This is a genomic window from Pseudomonas sp. 5P_3.1_Bac2, from assembly GCF_025465995.1.
In the GTDB taxonomy this organism is placed as follows: domain Bacteria; phylum Pseudomonadota; class Gammaproteobacteria; order Pseudomonadales; family Pseudomonadaceae; genus Aquipseudomonas.
In genome coordinates this window covers 188,650-214,296 of sequence record NZ_JANLNY010000028.1, presented here as the reverse complement: position 1 = coordinate 214,296, position 25,647 = coordinate 188,650, and the positions used below count along the sequence as shown (strand labels likewise).

Below are 25,647 nucleotides of genomic sequence, written 5' to 3'. Positions count from 1 at the left end.
ACTCATACGCATTAACAGCAGTGTTGGAGAAGGCCTGGACGCTTATCAGCGTGCTGTTATTTCAATATGAAATTACGCTTTCAATGTGCAGGGTAAATAACTATTAGTTTGTTCTAACTATATGAATTAATAGATTTTTAATTGGCTGGCTTAATAATTGCTGAAGCTCCGTAACTATAACAATTCAACGGATGCGTTCCACCCATGCAATTCAAGCAAATATTGATTGTTTCAGGCAGCCATTCTGCCGGTAGTCAATCGGCCCGGCTGGGGCATTACTTGGGCGAGCGCCTGAGCGCGCTGGGTATCTGCGCGAGCGCAGGCGTCAAGGTCCATGACCTGGGCAGCCAACCCTTAGCGCTGTGGCAAGAAGGGGCGGCCTATCCGCGGGCCGATGACGCGGCGAATGCCGATGCCGTTATCCTGATTTCCCCTGAGTGGCACGGCATGGCCACCCCCGCGCTGAAGAACTGGTTTCTGTATATGCATCTGGACTGGCTGGCCCATAAGCCGGTGCTGCTGTGCGGTGTTTCCGCAGGTGTGGGCGGGCTTTATCCCGTGCTCGAATTACGCACCTTTTCGTTCAAGAATTTCCGCCCTAATTACCTGCCGGATCATTTGGTGATCCGTGATGTGCAGGCCGTTATCAGCGGGGATGAAAAGGATGCCGAGGTGGGCAAAACGCGCCAACGCATCGACCACACATTGCTGCTCTTGCAAGCCTACATCAAGGGGTTTACCTGCATTCGCAGGGTATTACCGGAAAAGCTCCCTGCTTTTCAGTACGGCCTATAAAAACAAAGACTTACCGCTAATAACGATGAGGGTGTGTTAATGAAGTTCGGTATTTTCCTTCCCAATGGCAGCAACGGTTATATCCCTTCCAAGGGCAGTCCGGTGTATTTGCCAACCTTTGAACACAATAAACAAATCACCCTAGAGGCTGAGCGTCAGGGCCTCGATTTTGTGTTGTCGATGATGAAGTTCAAAGGCTTCGGTGGCGAAACCGGATACTGGGACTCTTGCCTGGAAACCTTCACCCTCATGGCCGGTTTGGCGGCGGTAACTGAGCGCATCGGCCTGTTCCCCACGGTGACCGTTTTGGCTCGCCACCCGGCTGTGGTCGCGCGCATGGTCGCGACCATCGACGACATCAGCGGTGGGCGTTGTGGGCTCAACGTGGTCACCGGCTGGAACCGCCCGGAATATACGCAAATGGGTGTGTGGCCAGGGGATGACTACTACGGGCGGCGGTATGAATTCGCGGCAGATTATTTGTCCTTGGTGAAGAAGTTCTGGAACGAAGAATCGGTCACCTACAAGAGCCCGTTCTTCGAGGTCAAAGACTGCGTGGTGAATCCGCGTCCGGGGCGGCAGATCCCGATCGTCTGCGCCGGCCAATCACCGGCTGGGCTGGCGTTTACCGCGCAGCATGGCGATCACAGCTTCATCATGGCGGAGAAGTCGGCGTTGAAGTCCGCCTGCGACCTGATGCGCAGCGAAGCCGCTAAGACTGGGCGCAAGGTCGGTATCTACGCACTGTTCCAGTTGGTGTTGGCGCCAACCGATGCGCAGGCGCAAGCGCAGTGCGAAGCCATCGTTGCTGGCGCGGATCAGGGCGCGATTGCCAATATCCTGGCCAGCGCGGCGCTGGACTCCAACCCGGGCGGGACGGCCGACCGCATGCTCAGCGGCCTTGAGCGCAATTATGAAGATGGCAACCTGGCCTTTATGGGCATGCCGGTGATTCACGGCTCGCCCGCCACTGTCGCCAGCAAGATTGACGACATCGCCGCGCAAACCGGCGTCGACGGCATCCTTTTCAGCATCCCTGATTTCGTCCCCAGCATCCGCCTGTTTGGCGAAAAGGTCATGCCTAAACTGACCTGCTAACTGTCTGTGCACTGCGAGGCAGACGCCTCGCAGTCACGCCTGCAAGGTTGTGCAGTGTATGCCGATCCGCTTGCTGCTGTGTGCGGTTATCCCGCCGATTTTATGGGGCACCACTTACTGGCTGACCACCGCCGTGCTGTGGACCGAACGTCCGCTGAGCACGGCCATGATCCGCCTGTTGGTGCCCGGCTTAATCCTGCTTTGCCTGCGCCGCTACTGGCCGCGTGCGCAAGATTGGCCACCGTTGTTGGTGGTCAGCCTGTTGTGCATGGGCCTGATGCACGCCTGCCTGTTCTACAGCGCCTCGCGCCTGGCCGGGCCGCTGGCCGCGCTGCTGGTGTGTACGCAGCCGTTGTTGGTGTGGGCGCTGGCGTGGCTGCTGTTCCGTCAGCGCACCCGTTGGATTATTAGCTGCGGTGCCGTGCTTGGCTTTTGCGGTATTACGCTGGTGCTGGTGGCGCCCAGCCGTATGCAGTGGGATATGCCGGCCGCTCTGGCGGCGTTACTCGCCTCGGCCAGCATGGGCCTCGGCACACTGCTGATGAAGCGCTGGAAGCTGAATATCCCGCCCCTGCCGTTTGTGGGGTGGCAGCTGTTGTTGGGGGGACTGATGGTTCTGCCATTTGCCGCCTGGTTTGAGTTTCCACTGCCGCTGCCGACCCTGCGCGAAGTGTCTGGCTATGGCTTTCTGACCCTGTTCGGCACGCTGCTGCCGTATTACCTGTGGTTCAAGGCGCTGCCCCAATTAGACCCCGTACAACTCTCCCTCTTCCTGCTGCTGAGCCCGCTGTCTGCGATCTGTATCGGCTACCTGCTGCTGGGTCAGGCGTTGACCCCTTGGCAGTTGCTGGGGGCTGTCGTGGTGTTCGCCGGTATTTTGCTCAGCCAGCTACAAGGCCCTGCTGCGGCGCGGCGCTGAAAGCCCTTCACTTCGCCCCAGGGCTTGAGTAGGCGGCGGTGTTATGCCGCCGCGCGCGTCCTGCAAATGCGCCAGCCATGGCGGCAACGCGGGCGCTTCCACGTCGATCATTTTGCTCGGTAGCGCAATTCAATAGCTCGACTGCCAGCGGCTGCGCGTTTGAATGCGCGACAGGGCGCTTTTGTGCTTCTCGCTCAAGTGCACTGCCGGGCGAATTTCAATGTTCTATCGGCCTGGCCAGCATGATTCAGTGCGCACACTTCGCGTCAGTCCGGATTACTTGTCACGGCCCACGACCCTTTTGCAATCACTCTGAAATCCAGCCTTTCAACTTGAAATGAGGGGCTGTTGCGCAGCGCTCTTTTGGTGGTCAGGGTTCAATAAAAATTACTTATATATCAGCCACTTATTTTTTTATTAAGAAGTTGGCAATGCAATTGCTATGGCTTGTTCAGAACCACCAGTCTCACCAATAAGAGAAACAATATGAGCAAGCCGTTAGAGGGGATTCGGGTCATTGACTTGACCCACATGCTGTCCGGTCCATACGCCGGCATGATCCTGGCAGACCTCGGTGCTGAAACCATCAAGGTGGAGCCGCTGGCAGGCGAGGGCACTCGTGCTTTGTTGGCGAAAGATCCAAACAATTCTCTGAACGGTATGGGTGCGTACTTCCTGACCCTTAACCGCAATAAAAAGAGTGTGTGCATCGACCTCAAGAGCGAATCCGGTCTTGAGCTGTTCTACGAGCTGGTGCGCACCGCCGACGTGGTATTGGATAACTTCAGTGCCGGCGTGCCTGCGAAGTTGAAGATCGATTTCGAGCACCTCAAAACCATCAATCCACGCATCGTCACCTGTTCGGTCACAGGCTTTGGCCAAGACGGTCCGAACTTCCAGCGCCCGGCGTTTGATCAGGTGGTGCAGGGCATCGGTGGCGGCATGTCGATCACCGGTGAGAACGCCGACAAACCGACCCGCGCCGGTATCCCGATTGGCGATCTGGGCGGCGGCATGTTCGCGGTGATGGGCATTCTCGCGGCGCTGCAATCACGCAGCCAGAAAGGCGTGGGGCAGCATGTGGATATCTCCATGCTGGACTGCCAGATCAGCATGCTCAACTACATGGCCACCATGTACTTCCTCAGCGGCCAGAACCCGACCCCGCTGGGCAACGGCCACTTCGTGCATGTGCCGTACAACACCTTCAAAACCAGCGATGGCTTTGTGATCGTCGCGGTGATTTTCGACAGCTTCTGGGACAACTTGATCAGCCTGTTCGATAGCGAAGCGCTCAAGGACCCTAAGTTCAAAACCCAGCCTGAACGTCTCGCCAACAAGGTGCTGATCGAAGGCATCCTCAATGATGTGTTTTCGACTCAGAGCACCGATTACTGGGTCGAGAAGTTGAGTTCTGTGCGGGTGCCTTGTGCCCCGGTGAATAACTTCGAGCAGGCTTTGCATGATCCGCAGGTGCTGCATCGCAAGATGGTGGTTGAGATTGAGCACCCAGAAGGTGGCAAGGTCAACGCACCGGGTAACCCGATCAAGCTTTCGTTGGATAACGACGAGCAGTACACCCCGCCGCCATTGCTGGGTCAGCACACAGATGAAGTGCTGAAGAGCCTGCTGGGCATGGATGACGCGCGCATCGCTGCACTGCGCAATGCCAAAGTGGTGGGCTGAGCCATGATGGAGCGCGTAATCGTCAATGAAGTCGGGCCGCGTGACGGCCTGCAAAGCCAGGGTAAAACCCTGAGCGTAGCGCAGCGTTTGGAGATGATTCAGACCCTGCTCAATAGCGGTATTCGCAGTGTGGAAGTCGGCAGCTTTGTGTCGCCTAAAGCGGTGCCACAAATGGCCGGCACCGATGAGTTGTTTGGCCAACTGCCGATGGCCGATCAGGTGGCGTACTCGGCGCTGATTCCTAACAGCAAGGGCTACGAGCTGGCTAAGGCGGCTGGGGTGAAATCGGTGGCGGTGGTGCTCTCGGCAACCGAGACCATGAACCAGCGCAATATCCGCATGAGCCTGGATGAGACCACGGCGGTCTGCACGGAGCTGATGCAGCGGGCGCGGGCCGATGGACTGCAAGCCCGGGCTTATGTGGCGGTGGCGTTCGAGTGCCCGTTCGAGGGCGTGACGCCTGCCGAGCGGGTGATCTCCCTGACTCAGCGCCTGTTCGAGGCCGGTGCCGACAAGGTGATCATTGCCGACACCATTGGCGCGGCCAACCCGCAGGCGGTGCGGCAGGTGCTGACGCCGCTGCAAAGCTTTAGTCAGGCCGGGCAGCTGTCCTGCCATTTCCACGATACCCGTGGCATGGCGCTGGCCAACGTGCTGGCCTCATTGCAGGCCGGTGTGCGCGAGTTCGACAGCTCCATCGGCGGCCTCGGTGGCTGCCCCTTCTCGCCGGGCGCAACCGGCAACCTGGCCACTGAAGACCTGGTGCTGATGCTCAACGCCATGGGCTTTGCGACCGGTATCGACAGCCTGGCACTGGTGGAGGCGGTCAAGCGCGTGGCGGCGCTGACCGAAACGCCGCTGGGTGGGCACTCCTTCCGCTGGCTGCAGCGTCAAGTCGCGCAGGGGGTGCAGCATGCTTAGTACCTGTCTGAGTTGGGTTGGGCGGCTGTCGCCGTGGGTCATTATCGGTGGCCTGTCCTATGCCGCGCTGTTTGTTCAGCCGACGGTCAATCCGCACCCGCTGAGCCAGCCGTTGCTGGAAAACCGCGATGCTTTCTTTGATGCCGAAGTCTACGGCCCGCATATCTGGGCGGTGGGACAGAACGGCGCGTTGCTGGAGTCGCTCGACAGTGGCGACAGCTGGAGCCGTGAAGAGGTGCCGGGCCGCGACAACCTGCAAGGCATTGCCGTGTCTCCGGCGGGCCGCGTGGTGGTGGTGGGTAACCAGGGCCGCCTGTGGGTCAAGCAGGATGACGGCAGCTGGAAAGAGCAGCAGGTGTTGGCTGAAGACACGGTGGCCAAGCTGCTCGACGTGACCTTTATCGATAACCACTTCTGGGTGGTCGGTGAGATCGGCAGCCTGCTGCGTGGCGATGCCGACGGCAGCCACTGGCAGCAGTTGAGCATTGATGAAGACGTCACCCTCAACAGCATCCGCGCCGGTGCCAACGGCGATCTGTGGATCGCCGCTGAGTTCGGCCGCCTGCTGCACAGCGTCGACCACGGCCAAACCTGGCAAGTGCAAGAGCTGGGCAGCGAAAGCCTGCGGGCGATTCAGTTCAACGCTCAGGTCGGGGTGGCAGTGGGCAACCGTGGCGGCCTCTACCTCAGCGAAGACGCCGGGGCGAACTGGCGGCAAGTGCCCGCCTTCAGCGAAGAGCACCTGTACGACGTGATCTGGAGCGATGGTCGTTGGATCGCCACCGGGGATCGCGGCGCCCTCTATCAGAGCCATCAGGCGATCCCGGCCAAAGGCTGGCAGCGCTGGAGCCCGGCCGGGCTCGACAAGAGCTACCACAGCCGCCTGCTCAATACCGAGCACGGCGTACTGCTGATCGGTAAGCAAGTTGGCCTGCTCGGCGCAGAAGACCTCCGGCTCTTGATCAAGGAGAACCAGTGATGACTGGCTTTATCAGTTACACCGCGCGCCTGGCCGCGTGGTCTATTCGCAACCGCGTTGCGGTGTGTATCGCCATTGCTCTGGCGACCCTGGCCTTTGCCGCGTCACTCAGTGGGCTGGATATCCGCACCCGCTTCAGTGACATGGTTCCGCACGATCACCCGTATGTGCAGGTACACCGCAAGTATCAGGACAGTTTTGCCGCCAGCAACCGCGTGACCATTCTGGTGAAGGCCCGCGAAGGCGAGATCTTCAAAGCGCCAATCCTCGAAGAAGTACGGCGCATCACCTACGACCTGCAAAAGGTCGAAGGGGTGAACCCGATGCAAATCACCTCGCTGGCGTCGAAGAAGCTCAAGCGCGTCAACGCCTCCAGTGAAGGCATCGAAACCAAGCCGATGATGTGGCCGAATGTGCCCACCTCCGCCGCGGAAATTACCGAGCTGCGCCAGGCCGTACTGAACAACCCGATGGTCTACGGCCTGTATGTGGATCGTGAGTTGAGTTCGGCGCTGATTCAGGTCGACTTCTACGATCACCTCGTCGATTACGGCAAGATTTTCCCGCAGATCCAGGCCCTGTTGGATGCCTCGCCGGTGCAAGATCAGGTCAGCCTGCATCTGGTGGGCGAGCCGATTCTGTACGGATGGGTGGCGCATTACCTGCACGAAACAGTCAGTCTGTCTCTGATTTCGCTGGGTTCCATGTTGCTGCTGCTGTTCGTGTTCAGCCGCACCTGGCGCGGAACTTTGCTGCCGTTCCTGGCGGGCAGCGTCTCGGCCATCTGGGCCTTGGGCATCGGCAATCTGCTGGGCTATAACTTCGATCCGCTGGTGATCGTGGTGGCGTTCATCATTACCGCCCGGGCGCTGTCGCACTCCGTGCAGATGATCACCCGCTTTGACGATCTGGTCCTGGGCGATGGCCAGATTGACGCCCGCCGCGCGGCGGAGCAAACCATGCGCGAGCTGTGGCGGCCGAGCATGCTGGGTCTGTATGCCGACGCCGGAGCCATCCTCTGCGTCATCCTCACGCCGATTCCGCTGTTGCAAAAAGTGGCCATCGTCGGCGCCATCTGGGTGATGACCATCACCGTGTCGGCGGTGTTCCTGACCCCTGCGCTGCTGTCCTTTATCAAGCGTCCGCAAGGCTATGCCCATCCGTTCAACCTCGATGGCTTTATGCGAGTGATCCTCGCCGGGGCCAAATGGGTGGTGCGCAGCCGCGCCCGCTACGTGGTTGCGCCGCTGGTGCTGGTGGCGGCGTCCGGCCTGGTATTTGAGGCCACCCGCCTGACCATTGGCGACGCCAGCGATGGTTCGCCGATCCTCTGGCAATACTCGTCGTTCAACCAGGACAGCGCGTTGATCAACCGCTTGTATCCCGGTTCTGAGCAGATGTTTGTGGTGATCGAAGGCCGCGACATGGACACCATGAAGAGCCCGCAAGTGCTCGACTGGATGATGCGTTTCTCACGCTATATGGAGCGCCAGGAAGAAATCGGCGGGGCCATCTCCATGGCTGACATCGTGGTCGATATCCGCCGCAACCTCTACGAAGGCAACCCGCGCTTCCGTGAGCTGGGCGGCAGTCAAGTCGAGAACGGCGAGCTGATCAGCTTCTACATGCAGGGCGCTGACCCAGGCGATCTGGCCCAGTTCACTGACGTTCATTTTAAGAACGGCGCCGTCACCCTGTTCTTCCGCGACCACAAGGGCGACACCCTGCGTAAAGCCACGCACTACGCCAAAGCCTTTATTGCCGAAAACCCGCTGGATGGGGCCGAGGTGAAGTTGGTCGGTGGCGTGCTGGGCATCATCGCCGCGGTTAACGAAATCCTCCTCAGTGATCAGATCGAGGCGGTGGCGCTGGCCTTCCTGGTGGTCGTGGTGTGCTGCCTGGTGGTGTACCGCTCTTCGGTCAGTGGTGTGTTCTTCATCATCCCGGTGGCCATTTCCAACGTGGTGACCTTCGCCTTTATGGCCTGGCAAGACATCGGCATGAGCATCAGTACCTTGCCGGTGGTAGCGCTGGGCATTGGCTTGGGCGTGGATTACGCCTTCTACATCGTCGATTCGATCAAGGAATACCTGGAGAAGCATCCAGACGCTGAGCCGCTGGACGCGGTGCTGCAATCGCTCGGCTCGGCTGGCCGTGGCGTGTTGCTCACCGCCTTCACGCTGGCCGCAGGCGTGTTGTTCTGGTCGTTCTCCGCCCTTCGTTTTCAGGCAGAGATGGGCATGCTCATCGGGCTGTGGCTGATGGTTTCAGCGCTGACCTCTCTGTTTGTCATGCCTTCGCTGGCGCTGGTGTTCAAGCCGAAGTTCATCTTCGAACACAGCCCATCGAAAAAGGCCCAGACCACCGGGCGCGCTCTCCAACCTGAGCATAACTGGAGCTGATAATGAAAAGAAAAACCAAGCTTTTAACCCCGTTAGCCTGTGCAGTGATGTTGGCGGCTGGTGCACAGCATTCAGCGCAAGCTGATGATGGATTTCTGGATAACTGGGAAGTCAGTGGCTACGCGCGTACCCACTTTTCCTGGAACCTGGAAAACCCTTATCTGATGGATGGTGCAGACCCGGATGGTCTGGTCGGGGCCGATCGTAAAGGTGATTACCGTTACGACATGTCCATGGCCCGCGCCACGCTGAAGCTCAATTTGTTCAAAGAGTTTGGCGACACCCAGTTCTTCGTATCTGGCCGGGTCAACCGTGAATATGAAACCGACTACCTGTCAGATTTGCAGGAAGTTATGGATCAGAACGCACAGTCGGATCTGTTCAGCGACCGCAAAAAATCCGACGTCGACCTGATGGACGATGTCTACAACAGCGAAGAACTGCGCGAGTTTTGGGTACAGACCAAACTGTCGCCAAGCACCATCCTCAAGGTCGGTAAGCAGCAGGTGGTGTGGGGGGAAACCGATTTCTTCCAGTCGCTGGACGTGATTCACGGTTATGACCAGCGCATCCGCTCGTTCCTTGAGCCGGAAAACGAAGACGTGCGCAAGCCGCTGTGGATGGTCAACCTGCAGCAAGAGTTCAACCAACTCGACGGCACGCTGCAGATGATCTTCATTCCCGGGGCCATCAATAGCGCTAAAGACCGTGGCAATACCTACGATGTGGACGGAGGCCGCTGGGCCAACAACCCGAACAAGGGCATTACCTTCCGCACCGCGACCTTCGGTGCTGACGTACCGTACAACTACGACCATAAAGACGCCGACATGGATGATCCATCCTACGGTCTGCGCTGGAAGTCCATGGTCGGTGATTGGGAATACTCGCTGGCCTGGTTCCATGGCCCGTCGGTTAACCCGGTGATCAACCCTAACCCCGACAACCCCTTGGGCGTCGGGAATGCGGCCAGCGGCGCGCAGTTTGCCGGTGCCTACAAAGGTGATTACAACTCGGCAGCAGACTCCACCGTGGGCGAGTTGATCTATCCGTTCGTTGATGTGTTCGGTATCTCGGCTAACCGTTACCTGGAGTCGCTCGATGCGGTGTTCTCCACCGAGCTGTCGTACATCCCCGACTCGCCGTACAACTTCGGCCTGCAAGCGGGTGAGGCCGGTGGTTGTGCCTTCTTCCCAGGCTTCTGCGGCATCAAGGAAAAAGACGTAGTCAAAACCATGCTGCGTCTGGACAAACAACTGGCGCTGCAGAAGCTGCTCGGCACCAGTCGCCCGTCCTTCTTCTCGGTGCAGCTGTTCAATACCTGGATCACTGACTACGACCGTGACGACGAGCTGGTCAACAGCGCGGGCTTTAGCGGCCGTACCAAAGAGTTCTCCACCATCGCCACCGCGATTCTGGCCACCAACTACGACAACGACCGGATCAATCCGAGCCTGGCCGTGGGCAGTGACTTGACCTATGGCGGTAGCTTCGTGATCCCGGCAGTGGAGTTCGCTTATGGCGACAACTGGCGGATTCGTGCCGAGGCCGACATCTTCTTCGATGACGAAAGCCAGAAGCGCGCGCTGCAAGGGTTCAATAACACCAACCTGTTCGGTTACTTCAACGGCAACGACCAGTTGTCCGTGCGTGTGACTTACAACTTCTAAGACCAGGAGATCACAACAATGAAAATGCGTCTTAGCTGTCTGGCCAGCTCCCTGGCCCTGACTTTTTCAGTCGGACTCAATGCGTGGGCGGCAGAGCTTAAGCCGGGCACTCAGATTAACGCTGGCAACCTTAGCCAGCACCTCAGTGATACCTTCGAGGGGACTGCACTCAGTGACCTGTTGACCGAGCGCATGCAGATTCTGATCCGCGATGAAGGTTTGCAGATCAACCTGGCGGCCTCTAAGCCAGTCGTGCTCGGCAAGGATTACATGGCGGCGACTAAGGCCAATGCCGGCAAAGCCACCCTGAACCCCGATACCCGCCAGGTCGATGGCTGGGTTGCCGGCATACCGTTCCCGGATGTGCAGGCCAGTGATCCATTGGCGGCGGAAAAACTGATCTGGAACCATCACTACGCGCAACCCAACAAGAACGTGATGGATTATCCGAAGTTCGCCTATCTGTTTATCGACCCCAAGTCGGGCTTGGAGCGTAAGCAAGAGTGGCGCTTTCTGCGCTATCAGATGAAGGGCCGTCTGGGCGTACAGAATCCGGTCGAGGGTGATGGCAGCATCTTCACCAAGACCCTCCTGTACGCAACTTATCCGTCCGATATCCGTGGTCTGGGCCTGTTCACCATCCGTCATGACTCACCGAAGCTGGAAGACTCCTGGGCCTACGTGAAGTCGGTACGGCGTACCCGCCGGCTGTCCGGTGGGACCTGGATGGACCCGATTGGTGGCACCGATCAGCTGAGCGACGATATCGAGATCTTCAACGCCCATCCGAGCTGGTATCCCGAGTACAAACTGCTCGGCAAGCGCAAGATGCTGGTGGTGGCGCACTCCACGCAAACGCCATGGGATGCCAAGGCTAAAGGCAATGCGGAGTTTCCAATCGTGGATCTGGCCAACGCTCCGCACTGGAACCCCAATGACTCGTGGGAGCCGCGTGATGTTTGGGTGATTGAGGCGGTAACCCCGCCGGAGCACCCTTACGGTAAAAAGGTCATGTACATGGACACCCAATTCCCGCGTTTCTATCAGGCCGAAGCCTATGACCGCAAAGGGCAGTTCTGGAAGTGGATGAACTACCACCTCAAGACGATCAACCTGGCTGATGGTGACACCGCGATTGCTTCGGCTGCCGGCTTCACTATCGACTACCAGCGCCGGCATGGCACGGTCTTCATCCTGGGTGAAGGCACCACCATGAACACGCCCGGCATTACGGCAGATGATGTCAACCTGCGCGAGCTTGAAAAAGTCGCTCGTTAAGGCGCAAGACGCCGGGCTGCCTGAGGCAGCCCGGCCGATACAAATCTAAGAAGCGCTTGGAGAGGAACCATGAGTTTTCGTTTGGGTGTAGACGTAGGCGGCACCTTTACCGACCTGCTGTTAATTAATGATGTGACGGGCGAAAGTTTTACCGCCAAGGTCCCTTCCACGCCGCATAACCCCTCGATTGCCGTACTCAATGGTATTGAGCGGATCTGTGCGATCGCCGCCATTGACGCGGCCCAAATCACCGCCGTGATGCACGGCACAACCGTTGCCACCAACGCCATCCTGACCCGCCGTGGGGCCAAGGTTGGGCTGGTTACCACCCAGGGCTACAAGCAGGTGCTGCACATTGCCCGCTCTTTCGTGCCGGGCGGCCTGGGCGGCTGGGTGATCTGGAACAAAGGTGAGCTGCTGGCGCCGCTGGAGCTGACCATCGAAGCCAGTGAGCGCATCGGCGCTGACGGCGCTATCGTGCGGCCCCTGGACCGCGAGGCGATTCGGGCCGAGCTGCAACGACTGGCCGGCAAAGGCATCGAAGCGCTGACCATCAGTCTGGTCAACGCCTATGTAAATGGCGTGCATGAGCGTGAAGTGCTGGCGATTGCCAATGAGGTGATGCCGGGCATTCCTGTCTCCCTGTCGTCCGAAGTCGTACCTGAAATGCAGGAGTACGAGCGCACCGAGACCACCGTGGTGAACAGCTACGTGCGGCCTGAGGTCGAGAATTACATCAACCACCTGCAAGGTGAATTGAATCAGCGCATCGGCAGCCATTCGCAATTGTCGATTCTGCGCTCGGACGGCGGTCTGGCCACCAGCCAGTCTGCAGCCAATACCCCGGTCAACCTGCTGCTGTCCGGCCCGGCCGGTGGTGTCGCCGGGGCCATCTGGTTCTGCTCCCGTGGCGGCTTCAGCCGCGTGCTGACCTTCGACGTGGGCGGGACATCCACCGACGTGGCGCTGATCGACAACAACCAGGCGCGGATCCGCCGCGAAACCCGGGTTGGCGACGTCGCTGTACGTGCCCCGTCAGTTGACGTGCGCACCGTCGGTGCCGGTGGCGGCTCCATGGCCAGCGTGCCGGAGCTGACCCGCGCCCTGCGCGTCGGCCCGGAAAGTGCCGGCGCGGTACCTGGCCCTGCGGCCTATAACCGTGGCGGCGAAGTGGCCACCGTAACCGACGCCAACGTGGTGCTGGGCTACCTGCCGGCGGTGCAGAAGCTCGGTGGTGACTTCCAGGTGCGGCATGACCTGGCTACCGCAGCGGTGCAGAAAGTGGCCGATGCCATGGGGGTTACCCTGTTCGAGGCCGCCGAAGGCATTGTGCGGCTGGCTAACGAGCACATGTACGGCGCCCTGCGTCTGATCAGTGTTGAGCAAGGCTACGACCCGCGTGACTTTGCCCTGTGCGGCTTCGGTGGGGCAGGCCCGCTGCATGCCAACGCCATGGGGATTCTGATGAATGCCTGGCCGGTAATCATTCCGCCGGGCCCAGGAGTCCTGTGCGCCTACGGCGATGCCACCACGCGGGTGAAAGACGAAGCCTCGCGCTCGATCATCCGCCGTACAGCGGATCTGAGCCTCGCCGAAGTGCTGCAAACCATCGAGCAACTGGCCGCTCAGGTCAGTGAGTCGCTGGCCGCGCAGGGCATCAACCCGGCTTCCCAGCAGCTCAACTTCCAGGCCGACGTGCGTTATCAGGGTCAGGCCCTGCAACTCACCCTGGAAATCGACCGTGAGGCACTGGCCCGCGACGGCCTTAGCGTCATCACGGGCGCCTTCGATGCCGAGCATGAGCAGCTGTTCAGCTTCTTCCTCGAAGACTCCCACGAACTCATCAACCTGCGCGCCATCGCCCGTGCGCCGCGGCCGCAAATCACCGAGCGGCAGTACGATGAAGGCAAGCCGCCGCTGCTGGCTGACGCGGTGAGCGGGCGCAGCCCGATCCATTACGCCGGCAAGGACTACGACGCGACCCTCTACGACCGCAGCAAACTTGCTCCGGGTCTGGTGATCGCGGGCCCTGCCATCGTTATGGAGATGGATTCCACCACTGTTGTGTTCCCAGGTTACGAAGCGGCGGTTGACCGCATCGGCAACTTGCTGATTCGTCCGCAGGAGTAAGCATCATGGTTGCGCGTATCAAGCAGACTAATAACACCCCGTTCAAGCGCGTGCCGGTCGACAGCATCACCATCGATATCGTCGAAAACGCCCTGAGCAACGCCCGCTTCGAGATGGACGCGGTACTCTTTCGCACGGCCATGAGCCCCGGTATTCGTGAGCAAGGCGACGCCTTCCCGCTGATTGCCACCAGCGAAGGCAAGATGATCGTCGGCCAGTTCGGCTCCTTCATCACCGGCTTTCTGGAGAACTACACCGGCGAGATCGAAGAGGGCGACATCTTCCTCACCAACGATCCGTACCTGTGCAACGGTGCGGTCAGCCACCTGCCGGACTGGCTGGTGCTGATGCCGATCTTCAAAGACGGCCGGGTCATCAACTACTCCGCCATGTTCGGCCACATGTCCGACGTGGGCGGCAAGGTGCCGGGCTCCTTGCCGACCAACGCCAGCTCGATCTGGGAAGAAGGCATCCGCATTCCGCCGGTCAAGCTGTACCGCAACGGCGTGATGAACAGCGACATGCTCGACGTCATCCTGCACAACGTGCGTTTGCCGCGCTGGAACCGTTCCGACCTCAACGCCATCGTGGCGGCCTGCCGTACCGCCGGTAAGCGTTGCGTGGAACTGGCCGAGCGCTTCGGCGACGACGTGTTCTACAGCGCCCAGCAAGAGATGCTCGAGCGCACCCGGCGGGCCATGAAAGAAGTGATCCAGCGCGTGGTCTCCGAAGAGCGTCAGGTGTTCGAGGACTACATCTGCGACGACGGCGCCGGCCTTGGCCCGTACACCCTGCGCTGCGCCCTCTGGCGCGAGGGTGAGAAAGCCATCTTCGACTTCGCCGGCACCGACCCGCAGGCACCGTCCTCGGTGAACTTCTACGTCAATGAAGAGATGTTCAAGATCTTCTTTGGCGCCTTGACCATCAGCCTGTTCGACCCGGCTATTTTGCTCAACGACGGCTTCTACGATCTGGTCGACGTGCGCATTCCGCAAGGCTCGCTGCTCAAGCCCAACTTCCCGGCGGCGCTGTCCTGCCGGACCCACGCCCTGGGCCGGATCTTCGACATGATGGGCGGCCTGCTCGGTCAAGGCACGCCGGATGCCATGAACGCGGCCGGCTTCTCTGACTCGCCACACTTTATGTATTCCGGCTACGACAAAAACGGTGAATGGTTCCAGCTGTTCCAGATCGGTTTTGGCGGTATTCCGGGGCGTCCGGCGGGCGATGGCGCCGATGGACATTCCTTGTGGCCGGGCTTCACCAACGTGCCGAACGAGTTCGTCGAGGCGTACTTCCCGCTGCGTATCGAAAGCTACGAAACCCTTACCGATACTGGCGGTGCGGGCTTGCATCGCGGTGGCAACGGCCTGCGGGTGAGCTACTGCCTGCTGGCCGATGGCGAAATCTCCATCCACGACGACCGCTGGCTGACCTACCCCTGGGGCGTCAACGGTGGTGAGCCGGGGGCCCGCAGCCGTAAAGAGCTGCTGCGCGTCGACGGCACTCGCCAGATGCTGCCGTCCAAGTGCGACAACATCGTGGTCAAAGCGGGCGACCTGCTGCTGTTCGACACCTGGGGCGCGGGCGGCTGGGGTGATCCATTCAAGCGCGACACGGCCAAGGTGCTGCAAGACGTCAAGCGTGGCCTGGTCAGTGTGGAAGGGGCCCGCCGTTATGGCGTGGTGATCGAAGGCGAGGCGCTCAATCAAGCCGCGACCGAGGCCCTGCGTGCACAACTGAGCCAAGCCCGTGGCGAAATCAGCCTGTTCAACCGTGGCGGCACCGTGCAAGAACTGAAGGACCGCTGTCAGGCTGAAACCGGTCTGCCTGCCCCTGCCACCCCGGTTTGGAGCTAATCCATGGCCCTGCAATCGCGTGAGTTGGTAGCAGCCAAGCGATATGCCTTGATCCTGGTGGATCTCAGTCTGGGGTTTACCGACCCCGGGCTGAGCCCTCTGGGCGCCGATTGCCCACAGGTGATTGAGGCTAACCAGCGTTTGCTGAGCGCATTTCGTCAGCGCGGCTGGCCGGTGTTCTTCACCACCGTGGCCTATGACAGCGCGGATCAGGCGCGGGTGTTTCGGGAAAAGCTGCCGAGCCTGAATGTGCTCGCCGCCGGCAGCGAGCTGGTGGCGATTGATCCACGGCTGGCCCCGTTGGCCAACGAGCCGGTGTTGGTCAAACACTGGGCCAGCGCTTTCTTTGCCACGGACCTGAAGGCCCGGCTGGAGGAGGCGGGTGTCGATGGTGTGATGGTAACGGGGCTGACCACCAGTGGTTGTGTGCGTGCGACGGCGGTAGATGGTTTGCAGCACGACCTGCGGGTGCTGATCCCAGAGGAGGCGGTGGGCGATCGCAACCAGGAGGCCCACAAGGCCAACCTGTTCGACCTGCAACTGAAGTATGTCGACGTGCGTACGCTGGAGCATTGCCTTGCGTTGCTGGCTTAGTGCCGGGGGCGCGTTGTTGGTCCTACTGACGGGGTGTGCGAGTGAAAGCATGAATAGCCGCTATGCATCCCCCATCAGTAGCCAGTCCCTCGCCTGCCAGAATTATTCGCAGGCCTGGGTGACGCACTTTCGCGCCAGCGTAGCGGTGCAGGACGGACGCCGGGCGCAAGCGGCCAAGGGCGAACTGCAGCAGGCCAAGGAGCGTCTGCAACAGCTGAAGCCCGTTGACGATTGTTACAAGCCGTACTGCCTTATTCAGCCCAAAGCTGAAGGTCGGCTGGATACCTATTGTGGCTACAAGATCCTCGATCCCAGTGGTGAAGAACTCTACCGCTGGATTCCCTGGACTGACCTGAATTAAGCCTTGAAGAACAGAGGATACTCTCGTGGGAGCGCAAACACTCTACGACAAGCTGTGGGCGCGGCATCGGATCGATGAACTTGCCGATGGCTCCACGCTTTTATATATCGACCGTCACCTCTTGCATGAGGTGACGTCGCCGCAGGCCTTTTCCAACCTGCGTCTGGCCGGACGCAAGCCTTGGCGCTTGGACACTTCGCTGGCGACCCCTGATCACAACGTGCCCACGCTCAGCCGGGAGCAAGGGGTTGAAGGGGTCAGTGACGCGATTGCCCGTCAACAGATCGCCACCCTGGAGCGCAACAGCCTCGAGTTTGGTGTGCCGCTGTTCGCGCTCAACGATGTGCGTCAGGGCATTGTCCACGTCGTTGGCCCGGAGCAAGGCCTTACGCTGCCCGGCATGACGCTGGTCTGTGGTGATTCGCACACCGCCACGCATGGTGCCCTGGCCGCCCTTGCCCATGGCATTGGCAGCAGCGAAGTGGAGCATGTGCTGGCGACCCAGACACTGCGTAGCCGCAAGCAGAAGAACTACCGTATCCGGGTGAATAATCGCCTGGCCGAGGGCGTCACCGCGAAGGATTTGGCCCTGTACATCATTGCCCAGATCGGCACGGCAGGTGGCACGGGCTGCGCCATCGAGTTCTGTGGGGAAGCGATACGGGACCTGAGCATGGAAGCGCGCATGACACTCTGCAACATGAGTATCGAAGCCGGCGCGCGGGTGGGCCTAGTGGCCTATGACGAGAAAACCCAAGCCTATCTGAAGGGCCGGCCAATGGCCCCGAGTGGCGCAGCGTGGCAGGCGGCCGTGGCCTACTGGAGCACCCTGCATTCGGATGCTGATGCGTTGTTTGACCAAGAGCTGGACATCGATGCGGCACAAGTGGGGCATCAGGTGAGCTGGGGCACTTCGCCTGAGCAGGTGGCGCCCATCAACGGCTGTATCCCGACACTGGATCAGGCCCGCGACGCGTTGCAACGTGCTGATTGGGAGCGGGCCTTGCGTTACATGGGCTTGGAAGCTGGCCAGCGACTGAGCGGCGTGCCGATTGATCGCATTTTCATCGGCTCCTGCACCAATGCCCGCATCGAAGATTTGCGCGCCGCCGCCGAAGTGCTGCGTGGCCGTGAAGTGCATCGGCGGGTCAAGCAGGCACTGGTGGTGCCAGGCTCCGGATTGGTGCGTTTGCAGGCTGAGCGCGAGGGTTTGGACCGCATCTTCAAAGCCGCCGGCTTCGAGTGGCGCTCTCCTGGTTGCTCCATGTGCTTGGGCATGAATGCGGATCGGCTCAACGCGGGTGAGCGCTGCGCCTCGACCTCCAACCGCAACTTCGAGGGGCGTCAGGGCAAAGGCGGGCGAACTCATCTGATGTCACCGGCCATGGCTGCTGCCGCCGCGGTTATGGGTGAACTCACGGATTTGGGGAGTTTTTGAGCATGCAGCCACTGAACGCATACCAAGGCATCATCATTCCGTTCAATCGCACCAATATCGACACGGACATGCTGCTGCCCAAGCAATACCTGAAGAGTCTGGAGTCCTTCGGCTTCGGCGATTTCCTGTTCGATGATGAGCGTTATCTGGACCCTGGTGAAATAGACACGCCCATTGCCAGTCGCCGGGCTAACCCGGCATGCATCTTGAATGTACCCCCATATGATCAGGGCGGGGTGCTGCTCGCTCAAGCCAACTTTGGCTGCGGCTCCAGCAGGGAGCACGCAGTGTGGGCGTTAAGGGACTTTGGCGTGCGTGTGGTTATTGCACCCAGTTTCGGCGATATCTTCCGTAACAACTGCTTTAACAACGGGTTACTTCCGTTACAACTGGCGCAACAAGACATTGATGCCCTGTTCGAGCAGGCGCAAAAACAGCCGGGCGTGCAGGCGCACATCAATGTCAGTGATCGAACTTTACGTGTCGCGCAACTGAGTTTCGTTTTCGATCTGGATGAAGGGCGTCAACAGCGATTGCTCAATGGACTGGACGAAATAGGCGAGACCCTGACCTATGCAGACAAAGTCAGGGACTACGAAAACTGGAGAAAGCTGGAGGAGCCCTGGGTTTTCAGAGCGTGAATGAATCAGCCGCTGAATAAAAATAAGAGGTAGCGCTGTGGAATTTGCGAATGAGGAGCTGGAGCGAGTCAGGATCTGTTTTATCGGCAACTCAAAAGTCAGCCGGTTGATTCATAGTCTGATTCCCGAGTTCGAGTCACTGGCCAGCATCACCATCATTGATAACATTTTCAATGATGCCGTGCGCGCGGCCCGCGAGTTGGTTGAGCGGCAAGAGGTGGATATCTTTGCCAGCGCTGGCGCCAACGCCTTTTATCTGCAGGACACCCTGCCGGTACCGGTGTTGGCGCTCAAAGTGGAGCAGTCGGATCTTATTCAGGCGTTTCTGACTGCCCGCCGCATCACGGATAAGGCCCTGTTGCTGACCTATGAGCGGCAAGAGGCAAACGTAGAGCTGTTACGTCTGTTTGGCGGCATGGAACTGATCCATCGCACCTACAGCACGGCCGAGCACGCCCACGAGATTTTCCACAGCCTGCGGGCTGAAGGGATCGCCGTGGTCATCGGCTCCAGCTACGTGTGCGACCTTGCCGATCAATGGGGACTCAATTCGGTGCTGGTGTATTCCCGCGAATCGTGTCGCAACTTGCTGCGCAAGGCGATCAGGCACGCCGGCATGTACAAGCGTGAGCGCCAGCAGGCGGCGACCGAGCAGTTCCTGATGGAGCAGACCCCCAACCCGCAAGTGTTCACCAACCGCAACGGCGTGGTGGTGGCCTGGAACAGTGCGGCTCTGAGCCTGATTCCGACGTTGCCCAAGCGGCGGCGCTTGAATGGCATCTTGGATTCCCGGGTGCTGGAGGCCGATAGCCTGAGGGCCGAAGGCCTGCTGCTGGGCGATCGGCTGTGTACCCTCAACAAGCTGCCGTTCGAGGTGAGTAACGAAGGCATTGGCGCGCTGTATATTTTCTATCCACAGCCTCTGGCCCAACCCAGCGATCAGACGCGGCGCATGGTGTACCAATCCAGCCGCATGCTGGAGGTGCAGAGTCAGTTGCATCTGTACGGTTCGACGCCCGGCACAGTCTTATTGCGGGGCGAAACCGGAACGGGCAAGGAGCTGGCGGCGCGGCAGATCCATACGGCCAGCCTGAACAGCAATGGCCCTTTTGTGGCGATCAACTGCGCGGCGATTCCGGCCGAATTGTTTGAGTCGGAACTGTTCGGTTACGCCGAGGGCGCCTTTACCAGCGCCAAGAGTGGCGGTAAGTCGGGGTTGCTGGAGAGCGCCAACAACGGCACCTTTTTCCTCGATGAAATCAACTCCATGCCCTTGCCGCAGCAAGCTAAGTTGCTGCGTGTGCTGCAAGAGCGCGAAGTCCGCCCCGTGGGCGCGCGGCGGGCGATTGCGCTGAATATCAAGTTTGTCGTGGCCTGTAACGCCGACTTACAGGCCGAAGTCCGCGCCGGGCGTTTTCGTGAAGACCTCTACTACCGTCTGAGTACCTTTGTCGTGGTGCTGCCGCCGCTGCGAGAGCGTATGGAAGATATCCCGCTGCTGAGCGAATACCTGATTCGCCGCGAGTCGCAGCGCTACGCCGTGGAAGTGGACGCGCTGGAGCTGAGTCGTGGCCTGACCCCGATCTTCCGGCGCTACACCTGGCCGGGCAACGTGCGGCAGCTGGAGAACATCATCGAGCGCCTGGTGGTGTCCTTACGCATCTATGGCAGTTGCGAGGCGCTGGTGGACGCCATGCCGCGTGTGGCCCCGGAGTTATTCAACAGCGACAGCGAAATAGACGAAGGCGGCCATCTGCATCAGGTCGAGCAGGAAGAAATCGTCAAAGCCCTCAAGCAGTTTGGCGGCAACAAAACCCTGGTCGCGGAGTATCTGGGCATTAGCCAGACCACCTTATGGCGGCGCCTCAAGCGCATTACCTCGGAGGCAATCAGCCAATGACCAAGCAACTGGTGCAGCCACTGCCTGATCCGTTCGAGCCCTTTGCCCTGTCACCTGGAATTGCCTTTGGCGATTTGCTGTTTATCTCCGGCCAGGCGGCGATGACCCCGCAAGGGGAGATCGTGGGTATTGGGGAGTTCATGGCGCAGGCCGAATGCGCGTTTGAAAACCTCAAGCGGGTCCTCGAAGCGGGCGGCTCCAGCCTGGAGCAGGTGCTAAAAGTCACCATCTTCGTGACCGATATGGCCTACTTCCCGGCTGTGGTGGAGCTGCGCAAACGCTACTTCAGGCCGCCCTATCCCGCCGACTCCATCGTCCAAGTCAGCGCCCTGGCGCTGCCTGAACTGATGTTTGAAATCGAAGCCATCGCCGCGCGTTCGCGGTAAGCGTTGCTGTTGTTCGCGGCTGAAGCCGCTCCTACAGCCGGTGCATTTCGTAGGAGCGGCTTCAGCCGCGAACAGCAGGTGTAAAACCACCACCCTGGCTCTGCCTGAGCTGATATTCGAAATCGAGGCTATTGCCGCGCGTTCGTGTTAGATCCGCGCATGTTCGCGGTTAACACCTCTCCTACAGCCGGTGCATTTCGTAGGAGCGGCTTCAGCCGCGAACAGCAGGTGTAAAACCACCACCCTGGCGCTGCCTGAACTGATGGTTGAGATTGAAGCTACCGCTGCGTGCTCGTGTTAGATCCGCGCATATTCGCGGTTAACACCGCCCCTACAGCCGGTGCATTTCGTAGGAGCGGCTTCAGCCGCGAACAGCAGGTGTAAAACCACCACCCTGGCGCTGCCTGAACTGATGGTTGAGATTGAAGCTATCGCTGCGTGCTCGTGTTAGATCCGCGCATGTTCGCGGTTAAAACCGCTCCTACAGACGGTGCATTTCGTAGGAGCGGCTTCAGCCGCGAACAGCAGATGTAAAACCACCACCCTGGCGCTGCCTGAGCTGATATTCGAAATCGAGACTATTGCCGCGCGCTCGTGTTAGATCCGCGCATGTTCGCGGTTAAAACCGCTCCTACAGCCGGTGCATTTCGTAGGAGCGGCTTCAGCCGCGAACAGCAGGTGATCAAAAACCGATCAGGAGTAAGCTGGATAAAGCCCTGCTTATCCACCTCAATGCTCATCAAAACTGCTGCGCCTCCAGCTGATACAGCGCATCGCTGCCGGCCCGAATGCTGGCTTCCAGGCTCAGGCTGCGGGGCAGCAGGCGGGCGAAGAAGAAGGCGGCGGTGGCCAGCTTGCTGCTGTAGAAGTCTTCATCGGCGCTGCGCAGGCGCTCGGCGCTGGCCGCCATGCGCACCCACATGTAGGCGTAGGCGGTGTAGCCAAACAGATGCAGGTATTCCACCGAGGCGGCGCCTACGGCGTTCGGGTCGCTTTTGGCCGCACTCAGAACCCAGTCGCTGACCGACTCCAGGCGTGCCAGCGCATCCAGCAGCGCAGCGTTGTACGGCGTGCTGTTGGCAGCGGCGAAGACGCGGGCTTCCTCGGTGAACAGGCGCAATGCCGCGCCGCCGTTGCCGACCACTTTGCGGCCGAGCAGATCCAGCGCCTGAATGCCGTTGGTGCCTTCGTAAATCTGCGCGATGCGCACGTCTCGGACCAATTGCTCCTGGCCCCATTCGCGGATGTAGCCATGACCGCCAAACACTTGCTGGCCGTGCACGCAGCTTTCAAAACCGCTGTCGGTGAAGAAGGCTTTGGCCACCGGCGTGAGTAACGCCACCATGGCTTCGGCGCGCTGTTTTTGCGCAGGCTCGATGCTGTACTTGGCCAGATCAAGCTGCTGCCCGACGTAGCAGGCAAACGCCCGGCCGCCTTCGGTCATGGCTTTCATGGTCAGCAGCATGCGGCGCACATCGGCGTGCACGATGATCGGGTCGGCAACCTTGTCCTGGGCAATCGGACCGCTGGCCGCGCGGCTTTGCAGACGCTCGCGGGCATAGTCGCGAGCGGCCTGGTAGGACGCCTCGGCACAGCCGATCCCTTGGATACCAATGGACAGGCGCTCGTAGTTCATCATGGTAAACATCGCCGCCAAGCCTTTGTTGGCCTCGCCGATCAGGTAGCCGCTGGCGCCGTCGAAGTTCATCACGCAGGTGGCGGAGGCCTTGATGCCCATCTTGTGTTCGATAGAGCCGCAGCTCACGGCGTTTTTCGCGCCCAAGCTGCCGTCGGCATTGACCAGCACTTTAGGCACCAGGAACAGGGAGATGCCCTTAGGCCCCGCTGGTGCGTCCGGCAGTTTGGCCAGCACCAGATGGATGATGTTCTCGGTCAGGTCCTGTTCGCCGCCGGTGATAAAAATCTTCGTGCCGCTGATGGCGTAGGAGCCGTCAGCCTGGGGCTCGGCTTTCGTGCGAATGATGCCCAGATCGGTACCGGCGTGGGGTTCGGTCAGGCACATGGAGCCGGCCCAGCGGCCTTCATACATGGCGGGCAGGTAGCAGCTCTTCAGCTCTTCACTGGCGTGGGCGTCAATGGCCAGGCAGGCGCCGGAGCTGAGGGCGGAATACAGGGCAAAGCTGGAGCCGGCGGCATAGAGCATTTCTTCAAAGGCCACGGCGAGCATTTTCGGCATGCCCATGCCACCGTAGTTCGGGTTGCCGGCCAGGCCCACCCAGCCGCCTTCGATGTAGGTGCTGTAAGCCGCTTTGAAGCCTGCCGGGGTGCGCACTTCGCCATTGAGCCACTGCGCGCCTTCTTCATCGCCGCTGCGGTTGAGCGGGGCGATCAGGCTGCCGGTAACTTTGGCGGCTTCTTCCAGAATGGCGTTGGCGGTATCGGCATCAATCCGTTCAGCCAGCTCCGGCAGGCTCGCCCACAGGGCTGGGGCATCAAAAACATCGTGCAGAACAAAGCGTGCTTCACGCAGATCGGCGTTGTAGCTCGGCATAAGCGGGTTCCTCGGCTATATCGGGTGTTCGTGGCAGCCCTGACAACTGACAAAGGGCTCCCTGGATAAAGTGTTCGATCAGTGGTCGTTGTCCGGCGGCATTGAGCTGGGAGTCGGCCAGCCATACCGGTAGTTGTTCCAGCAGATTCAGTGCAAGCTGGCTGGCCACCTGCGCCCCGGGGCTTTGCTCATCCATGGGCGGAGCACTCAGTTGCAGCAGCTGCAGAGCAATATGTTGGCGCAGCTGTTCGACCTGTTGCCGGTGGTCGCTGCTCAGGCAATGCCGCTCGCGGTTGGCGAGCAGAAAGCGCCAGGGCGCAAGACCATGCAGCTGGGCGATGTCACGGCTGATACTGTGCAGGCGCTGCTGGGCGTTGCTAGTCGAGCGGGCCGAGCGGCGGACAATCAGCAGAATGTTTTCGTAGTGCTCCTCAAGTGCTTCGTAGAGCAGTTCTTCCTTGCTGCTGCAATGGTTGTATAAGGCTGCGGTAGACAGTCCCAGGGATGAGGCGAGCTTGCGCAGGCTGACCTGGCCAAAGCCTTGGCTGGCAAATAGCTGTAGCGCCAGCTCACGGTTGCGCTCAAAACTGGAGGGTTTTTTTGCAGTCATGGCGTGTTTGTTTTACCTGAGTGGCTTACCCGCGGGCAGGCTACGTGTGAGTGGAAAGTCTAGAGAGGTGTTAAGGGCGCTGGCTATGTCCAAACCCTTCGCAATGCACGTATAGTTTTTGCCATGCCAAGGTGTAGCGCATGCTTCATCCGGGTTAAGGCAATAAAGAAATGAGGCCCATGCGCGAGCAGGATTCAGTTGCGGCATATCTGGTAAAAGCCGCCCTTCACGGTATTCAGGACTCTCCCGAGCGGGTCGCTGCCGTGCTGCACCAAGCGGGGATTGACCCGGCATTGCTGGAGCAGGATGACGCCCGCTTACCGGCGACTGCCGTCAGCAGTTTTTGGCTGGCCATGGATGCCGAGCTCAACGATGAATTCTTCGGCTTTGACTCCCACGGCCTGCCTTCCGGCAGCTTCGCCCTGATCTGCCGCGCGTTGATTCAGGAGCCGACGCTGGCCAAAGCGTTGGCGCAGTGCTTCAAGTACCTGGGTTTCTTTATCCACGACATTCGCGGCAGCCTCGAACTGCGTAATGGCCAAGCAGTGATCTGTCTGGACAGCAGCATGGATAAGCAAGCCCTCAAGGGGGCTGCTGAAGAGATCTATCTGAGCATCGTGCTTGGGGTGATGTGCTGGCTGATCGGCCGGCGCATTCCGCTGAATCGCGCCAGGTTCAGTACCTTGGCGCCTTCTCTTGAAGCCACGCCCTGGCATTGGGGGCCGCTGGTGGAATTCGAATGCCCGCGTACCGAAGTGAGCTTTGACGCCAGCTACTTAAAACTACCGGTCATTCAGGATCAGGCCGCCCTGCGCAGCTTTCTACGCAGTTGCCCGCAATGGTTGGTGGTGCGTTTTCGCAACAACGGCGGGATCGCCTCCAAGGTGTTTCGCCGCCTGCGCAGCCAACCCAGCAGCGAATGGCCAACGCTCAAGGAGCTGGCGCAAGAACTGCGCCTCAGCGAACAAATGCTCAGGCGGCAGCTGGCCAGGGAAGGTTTCACTTACCAGGCCATCAAGCACGAAGTGCGGCGTGCGATCGCCTTTGCCTTGCTGAGCGATAAAACCATCAGCATCAGTGAAATCGCCGTGCAAGCCGGCTTCCAGGAACCTAGCGCCTTCCACCGCATCTTCCGCCGCTGGACAGGCGAAAGTCCGGGACAGTTTCGGCAGCGTCTGTGGCGCGATTGAGCGTTGTATGGGTGCGACTCCATCTTCACAGACGGTTTGCAAAGATCTGATAACGGCAAATCTTGTCGGGCGACTCTGCGAGCATTCGTGCTGTTCGCTCACGATACGGCTGCCCTCATGCATTTCCTGAATGCGCTTTAGCAGGCGCGCATTCTCTTGAGCGCGCGGACTTAGGCGTAATAGCCGTTGGCAAAACCTTAAAACAACGGCACATCAGTCGTATTGGCTACTCGTTGGATAGTGCTGGATCACCGTGTACTGCTCGGTGACTACCTAGC

General features: G+C 59.9%; 20 protein-coding genes. 18 read left to right on the top strand and 2 right to left on the bottom strand.

Going from position 1 to position 25,647, the window contains the following annotated elements:
* The first annotated feature begins 204 nt into the window (after nucleotides 1-204).
* From NTD81_RS18155 to NTD81_RS18075, 17 genes are all read left to right on the top strand, one after another.
* Nucleotides 205-795, top strand: a complete 591-nt coding sequence (locus NTD81_RS18155; protein WP_262184134.1) for an NADPH-dependent FMN reductase — start codon at nucleotides 205-207, stop codon at nucleotides 793-795.
* Between the two features lie 39 nt (nucleotides 796-834).
* Nucleotides 835-1,893, top strand: a complete 1,059-nt coding sequence (locus NTD81_RS18150; RefSeq protein ID WP_262184133.1) for an LLM class flavin-dependent oxidoreductase — start codon at nucleotides 835-837, stop codon at nucleotides 1,891-1,893.
* Nucleotides 1,894-1,951: 58 nt separating this feature from the next.
* Entirely contained in the window at nucleotides 1,952-2,812 is an 861-nt protein-coding gene (locus NTD81_RS18145) for an EamA family transporter (RefSeq protein ID WP_262184132.1), read from the top strand.
* Between the two features lie 486 nt (nucleotides 2,813-3,298).
* The gene (locus NTD81_RS18140; protein ID WP_262184131.1) at nucleotides 3,299-4,498 is read left to right on the top strand and encodes a CaiB/BaiF CoA transferase family protein; all 1,200 of its coding nucleotides are present in this window, start codon (nucleotides 3,299-3,301) and stop codon (nucleotides 4,496-4,498) included.
* Between the two features lie 3 nt (nucleotides 4,499-4,501).
* On the top strand, nucleotides 4,502-5,419 hold the full coding sequence (locus tag NTD81_RS18135) for a hydroxymethylglutaryl-CoA lyase (protein WP_262184130.1): 918 nt from the start codon (nucleotides 4,502-4,504) through the stop codon (nucleotides 5,417-5,419).
* Nucleotides 5,412-6,398, top strand: a complete 987-nt coding sequence (locus NTD81_RS18130) for a YCF48-related protein (RefSeq protein ID WP_262184129.1) — start codon at nucleotides 5,412-5,414, stop codon at nucleotides 6,396-6,398. The genes NTD81_RS18135 and NTD81_RS18130 overlap by 8 nt, the downstream gene beginning before the upstream one ends.
* Nucleotides 6,398-8,800 carry an efflux RND transporter permease subunit gene (locus NTD81_RS18125; RefSeq protein ID WP_262184128.1) on the top strand — a complete coding sequence of 801 codons (2,403 nt, stop codon included), beginning with the start codon at nucleotides 6,398-6,400 and terminating at the stop codon, nucleotides 8,798-8,800. The genes NTD81_RS18130 and NTD81_RS18125 overlap by 1 nt, the downstream gene beginning before the upstream one ends.
* 2 nt (nucleotides 8,801-8,802) lie before the next feature.
* Nucleotides 8,803-10,470, top strand: a complete 1,668-nt coding sequence (locus tag NTD81_RS18120; protein WP_262184127.1) for a DUF1302 domain-containing protein — start codon at nucleotides 8,803-8,805, stop codon at nucleotides 10,468-10,470.
* Between the two features lie 18 nt (nucleotides 10,471-10,488).
* Nucleotides 10,489-11,748, top strand: a complete 1,260-nt coding sequence (locus NTD81_RS18115) for a DUF1329 domain-containing protein (protein WP_262184126.1) — start codon at nucleotides 10,489-10,491, stop codon at nucleotides 11,746-11,748.
* 69 nt (nucleotides 11,749-11,817) lie between these two features.
* Nucleotides 11,818-13,878, top strand: coding sequence for a hydantoinase/oxoprolinase family protein (locus tag NTD81_RS18110; RefSeq protein ID WP_262184125.1), 2,061 nt, complete (start codon nucleotides 11,818-11,820; stop codon nucleotides 13,876-13,878).
* A gap of 5 nt (nucleotides 13,879-13,883) precedes the next feature.
* On the top strand, nucleotides 13,884-15,737 hold the full coding sequence (locus NTD81_RS18105) for a hydantoinase B/oxoprolinase family protein (protein ID WP_262184124.1): 1,854 nt from the start codon (nucleotides 13,884-13,886) through the stop codon (nucleotides 15,735-15,737).
* Nucleotides 15,738-15,740: 3 nt separating this feature from the next.
* Nucleotides 15,741-16,331 (top strand): isochorismatase family protein, encoded by a 591-nt coding sequence (locus NTD81_RS18100; RefSeq protein WP_262184123.1) that lies wholly within the window; start codon nucleotides 15,741-15,743, stop codon nucleotides 16,329-16,331.
* Nucleotides 16,332-16,380: 49 nt separating this feature from the next.
* Nucleotides 16,381-16,692, top strand: coding sequence for a hypothetical protein (locus NTD81_RS18095; RefSeq protein WP_262184122.1), 312 nt, complete (start codon nucleotides 16,381-16,383; stop codon nucleotides 16,690-16,692).
* A 25-nt stretch (nucleotides 16,693-16,717) separates the two neighbouring features.
* Nucleotides 16,718-18,130 carry a 3-isopropylmalate dehydratase large subunit gene (gene leuC / locus NTD81_RS18090; protein ID WP_262184121.1) on the top strand — a complete coding sequence of 471 codons (1,413 nt, stop codon included), beginning with the start codon at nucleotides 16,718-16,720 and terminating at the stop codon, nucleotides 18,128-18,130.
* A gap of 2 nt (nucleotides 18,131-18,132) precedes the next feature.
* Complete coding sequence (gene leuD, locus NTD81_RS18085; protein ID WP_262184120.1) at nucleotides 18,133-18,771, top strand: 3-isopropylmalate dehydratase small subunit; 639 nt, start codon at nucleotides 18,133-18,135, stop codon at nucleotides 18,769-18,771.
* 37 nt (nucleotides 18,772-18,808) lie between these two features.
* A complete protein-coding gene (locus NTD81_RS18080) occupies nucleotides 18,809-20,671 on the top strand; it encodes a sigma 54-interacting transcriptional regulator (protein ID WP_262184119.1) in 1,863 nt (620 codons plus the stop codon).
* Nucleotides 20,668-21,057 (top strand): RidA family protein, encoded by a 390-nt coding sequence (locus tag NTD81_RS18075; RefSeq protein ID WP_262184118.1) that lies wholly within the window; start codon nucleotides 20,668-20,670, stop codon nucleotides 21,055-21,057. The genes NTD81_RS18080 and NTD81_RS18075 overlap by 4 nt, the downstream gene beginning before the upstream one ends.
* Nucleotides 21,058-21,796: 739 nt before the next feature.
* On the opposite strand, the gene NTD81_RS18070 is transcribed toward NTD81_RS18075, so the two are convergent.
* Entirely contained in the window at nucleotides 21,797-23,569 is a 1,773-nt protein-coding gene (locus NTD81_RS18070) for an acyl-CoA dehydrogenase C-terminal domain-containing protein (RefSeq protein WP_262184117.1), read from the bottom strand.
* The gene (locus NTD81_RS18065) at nucleotides 23,541-24,179 is read right to left on the bottom strand and encodes a TetR/AcrR family transcriptional regulator (protein ID WP_262184116.1); all 639 of its coding nucleotides are present in this window, start codon (nucleotides 24,177-24,179) and stop codon (nucleotides 23,541-23,543) included. The genes NTD81_RS18070 and NTD81_RS18065 overlap by 29 nt, the downstream gene beginning before the upstream one ends.
* Nucleotides 24,180-24,358: 179 nt before the next feature.
* On the opposite strand from NTD81_RS18065, the gene NTD81_RS18060 reads away from it, so the two are divergent.
* Nucleotides 24,359-25,369, top strand: coding sequence for an AraC family transcriptional regulator (locus tag NTD81_RS18060; protein WP_262184115.1), 1,011 nt, complete (start codon nucleotides 24,359-24,361; stop codon nucleotides 25,367-25,369).
* Nucleotides 25,370-25,647 lie beyond the last annotated feature (278 nt).

Excerpts from the sequence above, each read along its gene's own strand:
- NTD81_RS18155 (WP_262184134.1), top strand. The coding sequence starts at position 205 with ATGCAATTCAAGCAAATATTGATTGTTTCAGGCAGCCATTCTGCCGGT.
- NTD81_RS18150 (WP_262184133.1), top strand. The coding sequence starts at position 835 with ATGAAGTTCGGTATTTTCCTTCCCAATGGCAGCAACGGTTATATCCCT.
- NTD81_RS18145 (WP_262184132.1), top strand. The coding sequence starts at position 1,952 with ATGCCGATCCGCTTGCTGCTGTGTGCGGTTATCCCGCCGATTTTATGG.
- NTD81_RS18140 (WP_262184131.1), top strand. The coding sequence starts at position 3,299 with ATGAGCAAGCCGTTAGAGGGGATTCGGGTCATTGACTTGACCCACATG.
- NTD81_RS18135 (WP_262184130.1), top strand. The coding sequence starts at position 4,502 with ATGATGGAGCGCGTAATCGTCAATGAAGTCGGGCCGCGTGACGGCCTG.
- NTD81_RS18130 (WP_262184129.1), top strand. The coding sequence starts at position 5,412 with ATGCTTAGTACCTGTCTGAGTTGGGTTGGGCGGCTGTCGCCGTGGGTC.
- NTD81_RS18125 (WP_262184128.1), top strand. The coding sequence starts at position 6,398 with ATGACTGGCTTTATCAGTTACACCGCGCGCCTGGCCGCGTGGTCTATT.
- NTD81_RS18120 (WP_262184127.1), top strand. The coding sequence starts at position 8,803 with ATGAAAAGAAAAACCAAGCTTTTAACCCCGTTAGCCTGTGCAGTGATG.
- NTD81_RS18115 (WP_262184126.1), top strand. The coding sequence starts at position 10,489 with ATGAAAATGCGTCTTAGCTGTCTGGCCAGCTCCCTGGCCCTGACTTTT.
- NTD81_RS18110 (WP_262184125.1), top strand. The coding sequence starts at position 11,818 with ATGAGTTTTCGTTTGGGTGTAGACGTAGGCGGCACCTTTACCGACCTG.
- NTD81_RS18105 (WP_262184124.1), top strand. The coding sequence starts at position 13,884 with ATGGTTGCGCGTATCAAGCAGACTAATAACACCCCGTTCAAGCGCGTG.
- NTD81_RS18100 (WP_262184123.1), top strand. The coding sequence starts at position 15,741 with ATGGCCCTGCAATCGCGTGAGTTGGTAGCAGCCAAGCGATATGCCTTG.
- NTD81_RS18095 (WP_262184122.1), top strand. The coding sequence starts at position 16,381 with ATGAATAGCCGCTATGCATCCCCCATCAGTAGCCAGTCCCTCGCCTGC.
- leuD (WP_262184120.1), top strand. The coding sequence starts at position 18,133 with ATGCAGCCACTGAACGCATACCAAGGCATCATCATTCCGTTCAATCGC.
- NTD81_RS18075 (WP_262184118.1), top strand. The coding sequence starts at position 20,668 with ATGACCAAGCAACTGGTGCAGCCACTGCCTGATCCGTTCGAGCCCTTT.
- NTD81_RS18070 (WP_262184117.1), bottom strand. The coding sequence starts at position 23,569 with ATGCCGAGCTACAACGCCGATCTGCGTGAAGCACGCTTTGTTCTGCAC.
- NTD81_RS18065 (WP_262184116.1), bottom strand. The coding sequence starts at position 24,179 with ATGACTGCAAAAAAACCCTCCAGTTTTGAGCGCAACCGTGAGCTGGCG.
- NTD81_RS18060 (WP_262184115.1), top strand. The coding sequence starts at position 24,359 with ATGCGCGAGCAGGATTCAGTTGCGGCATATCTGGTAAAAGCCGCCCTT.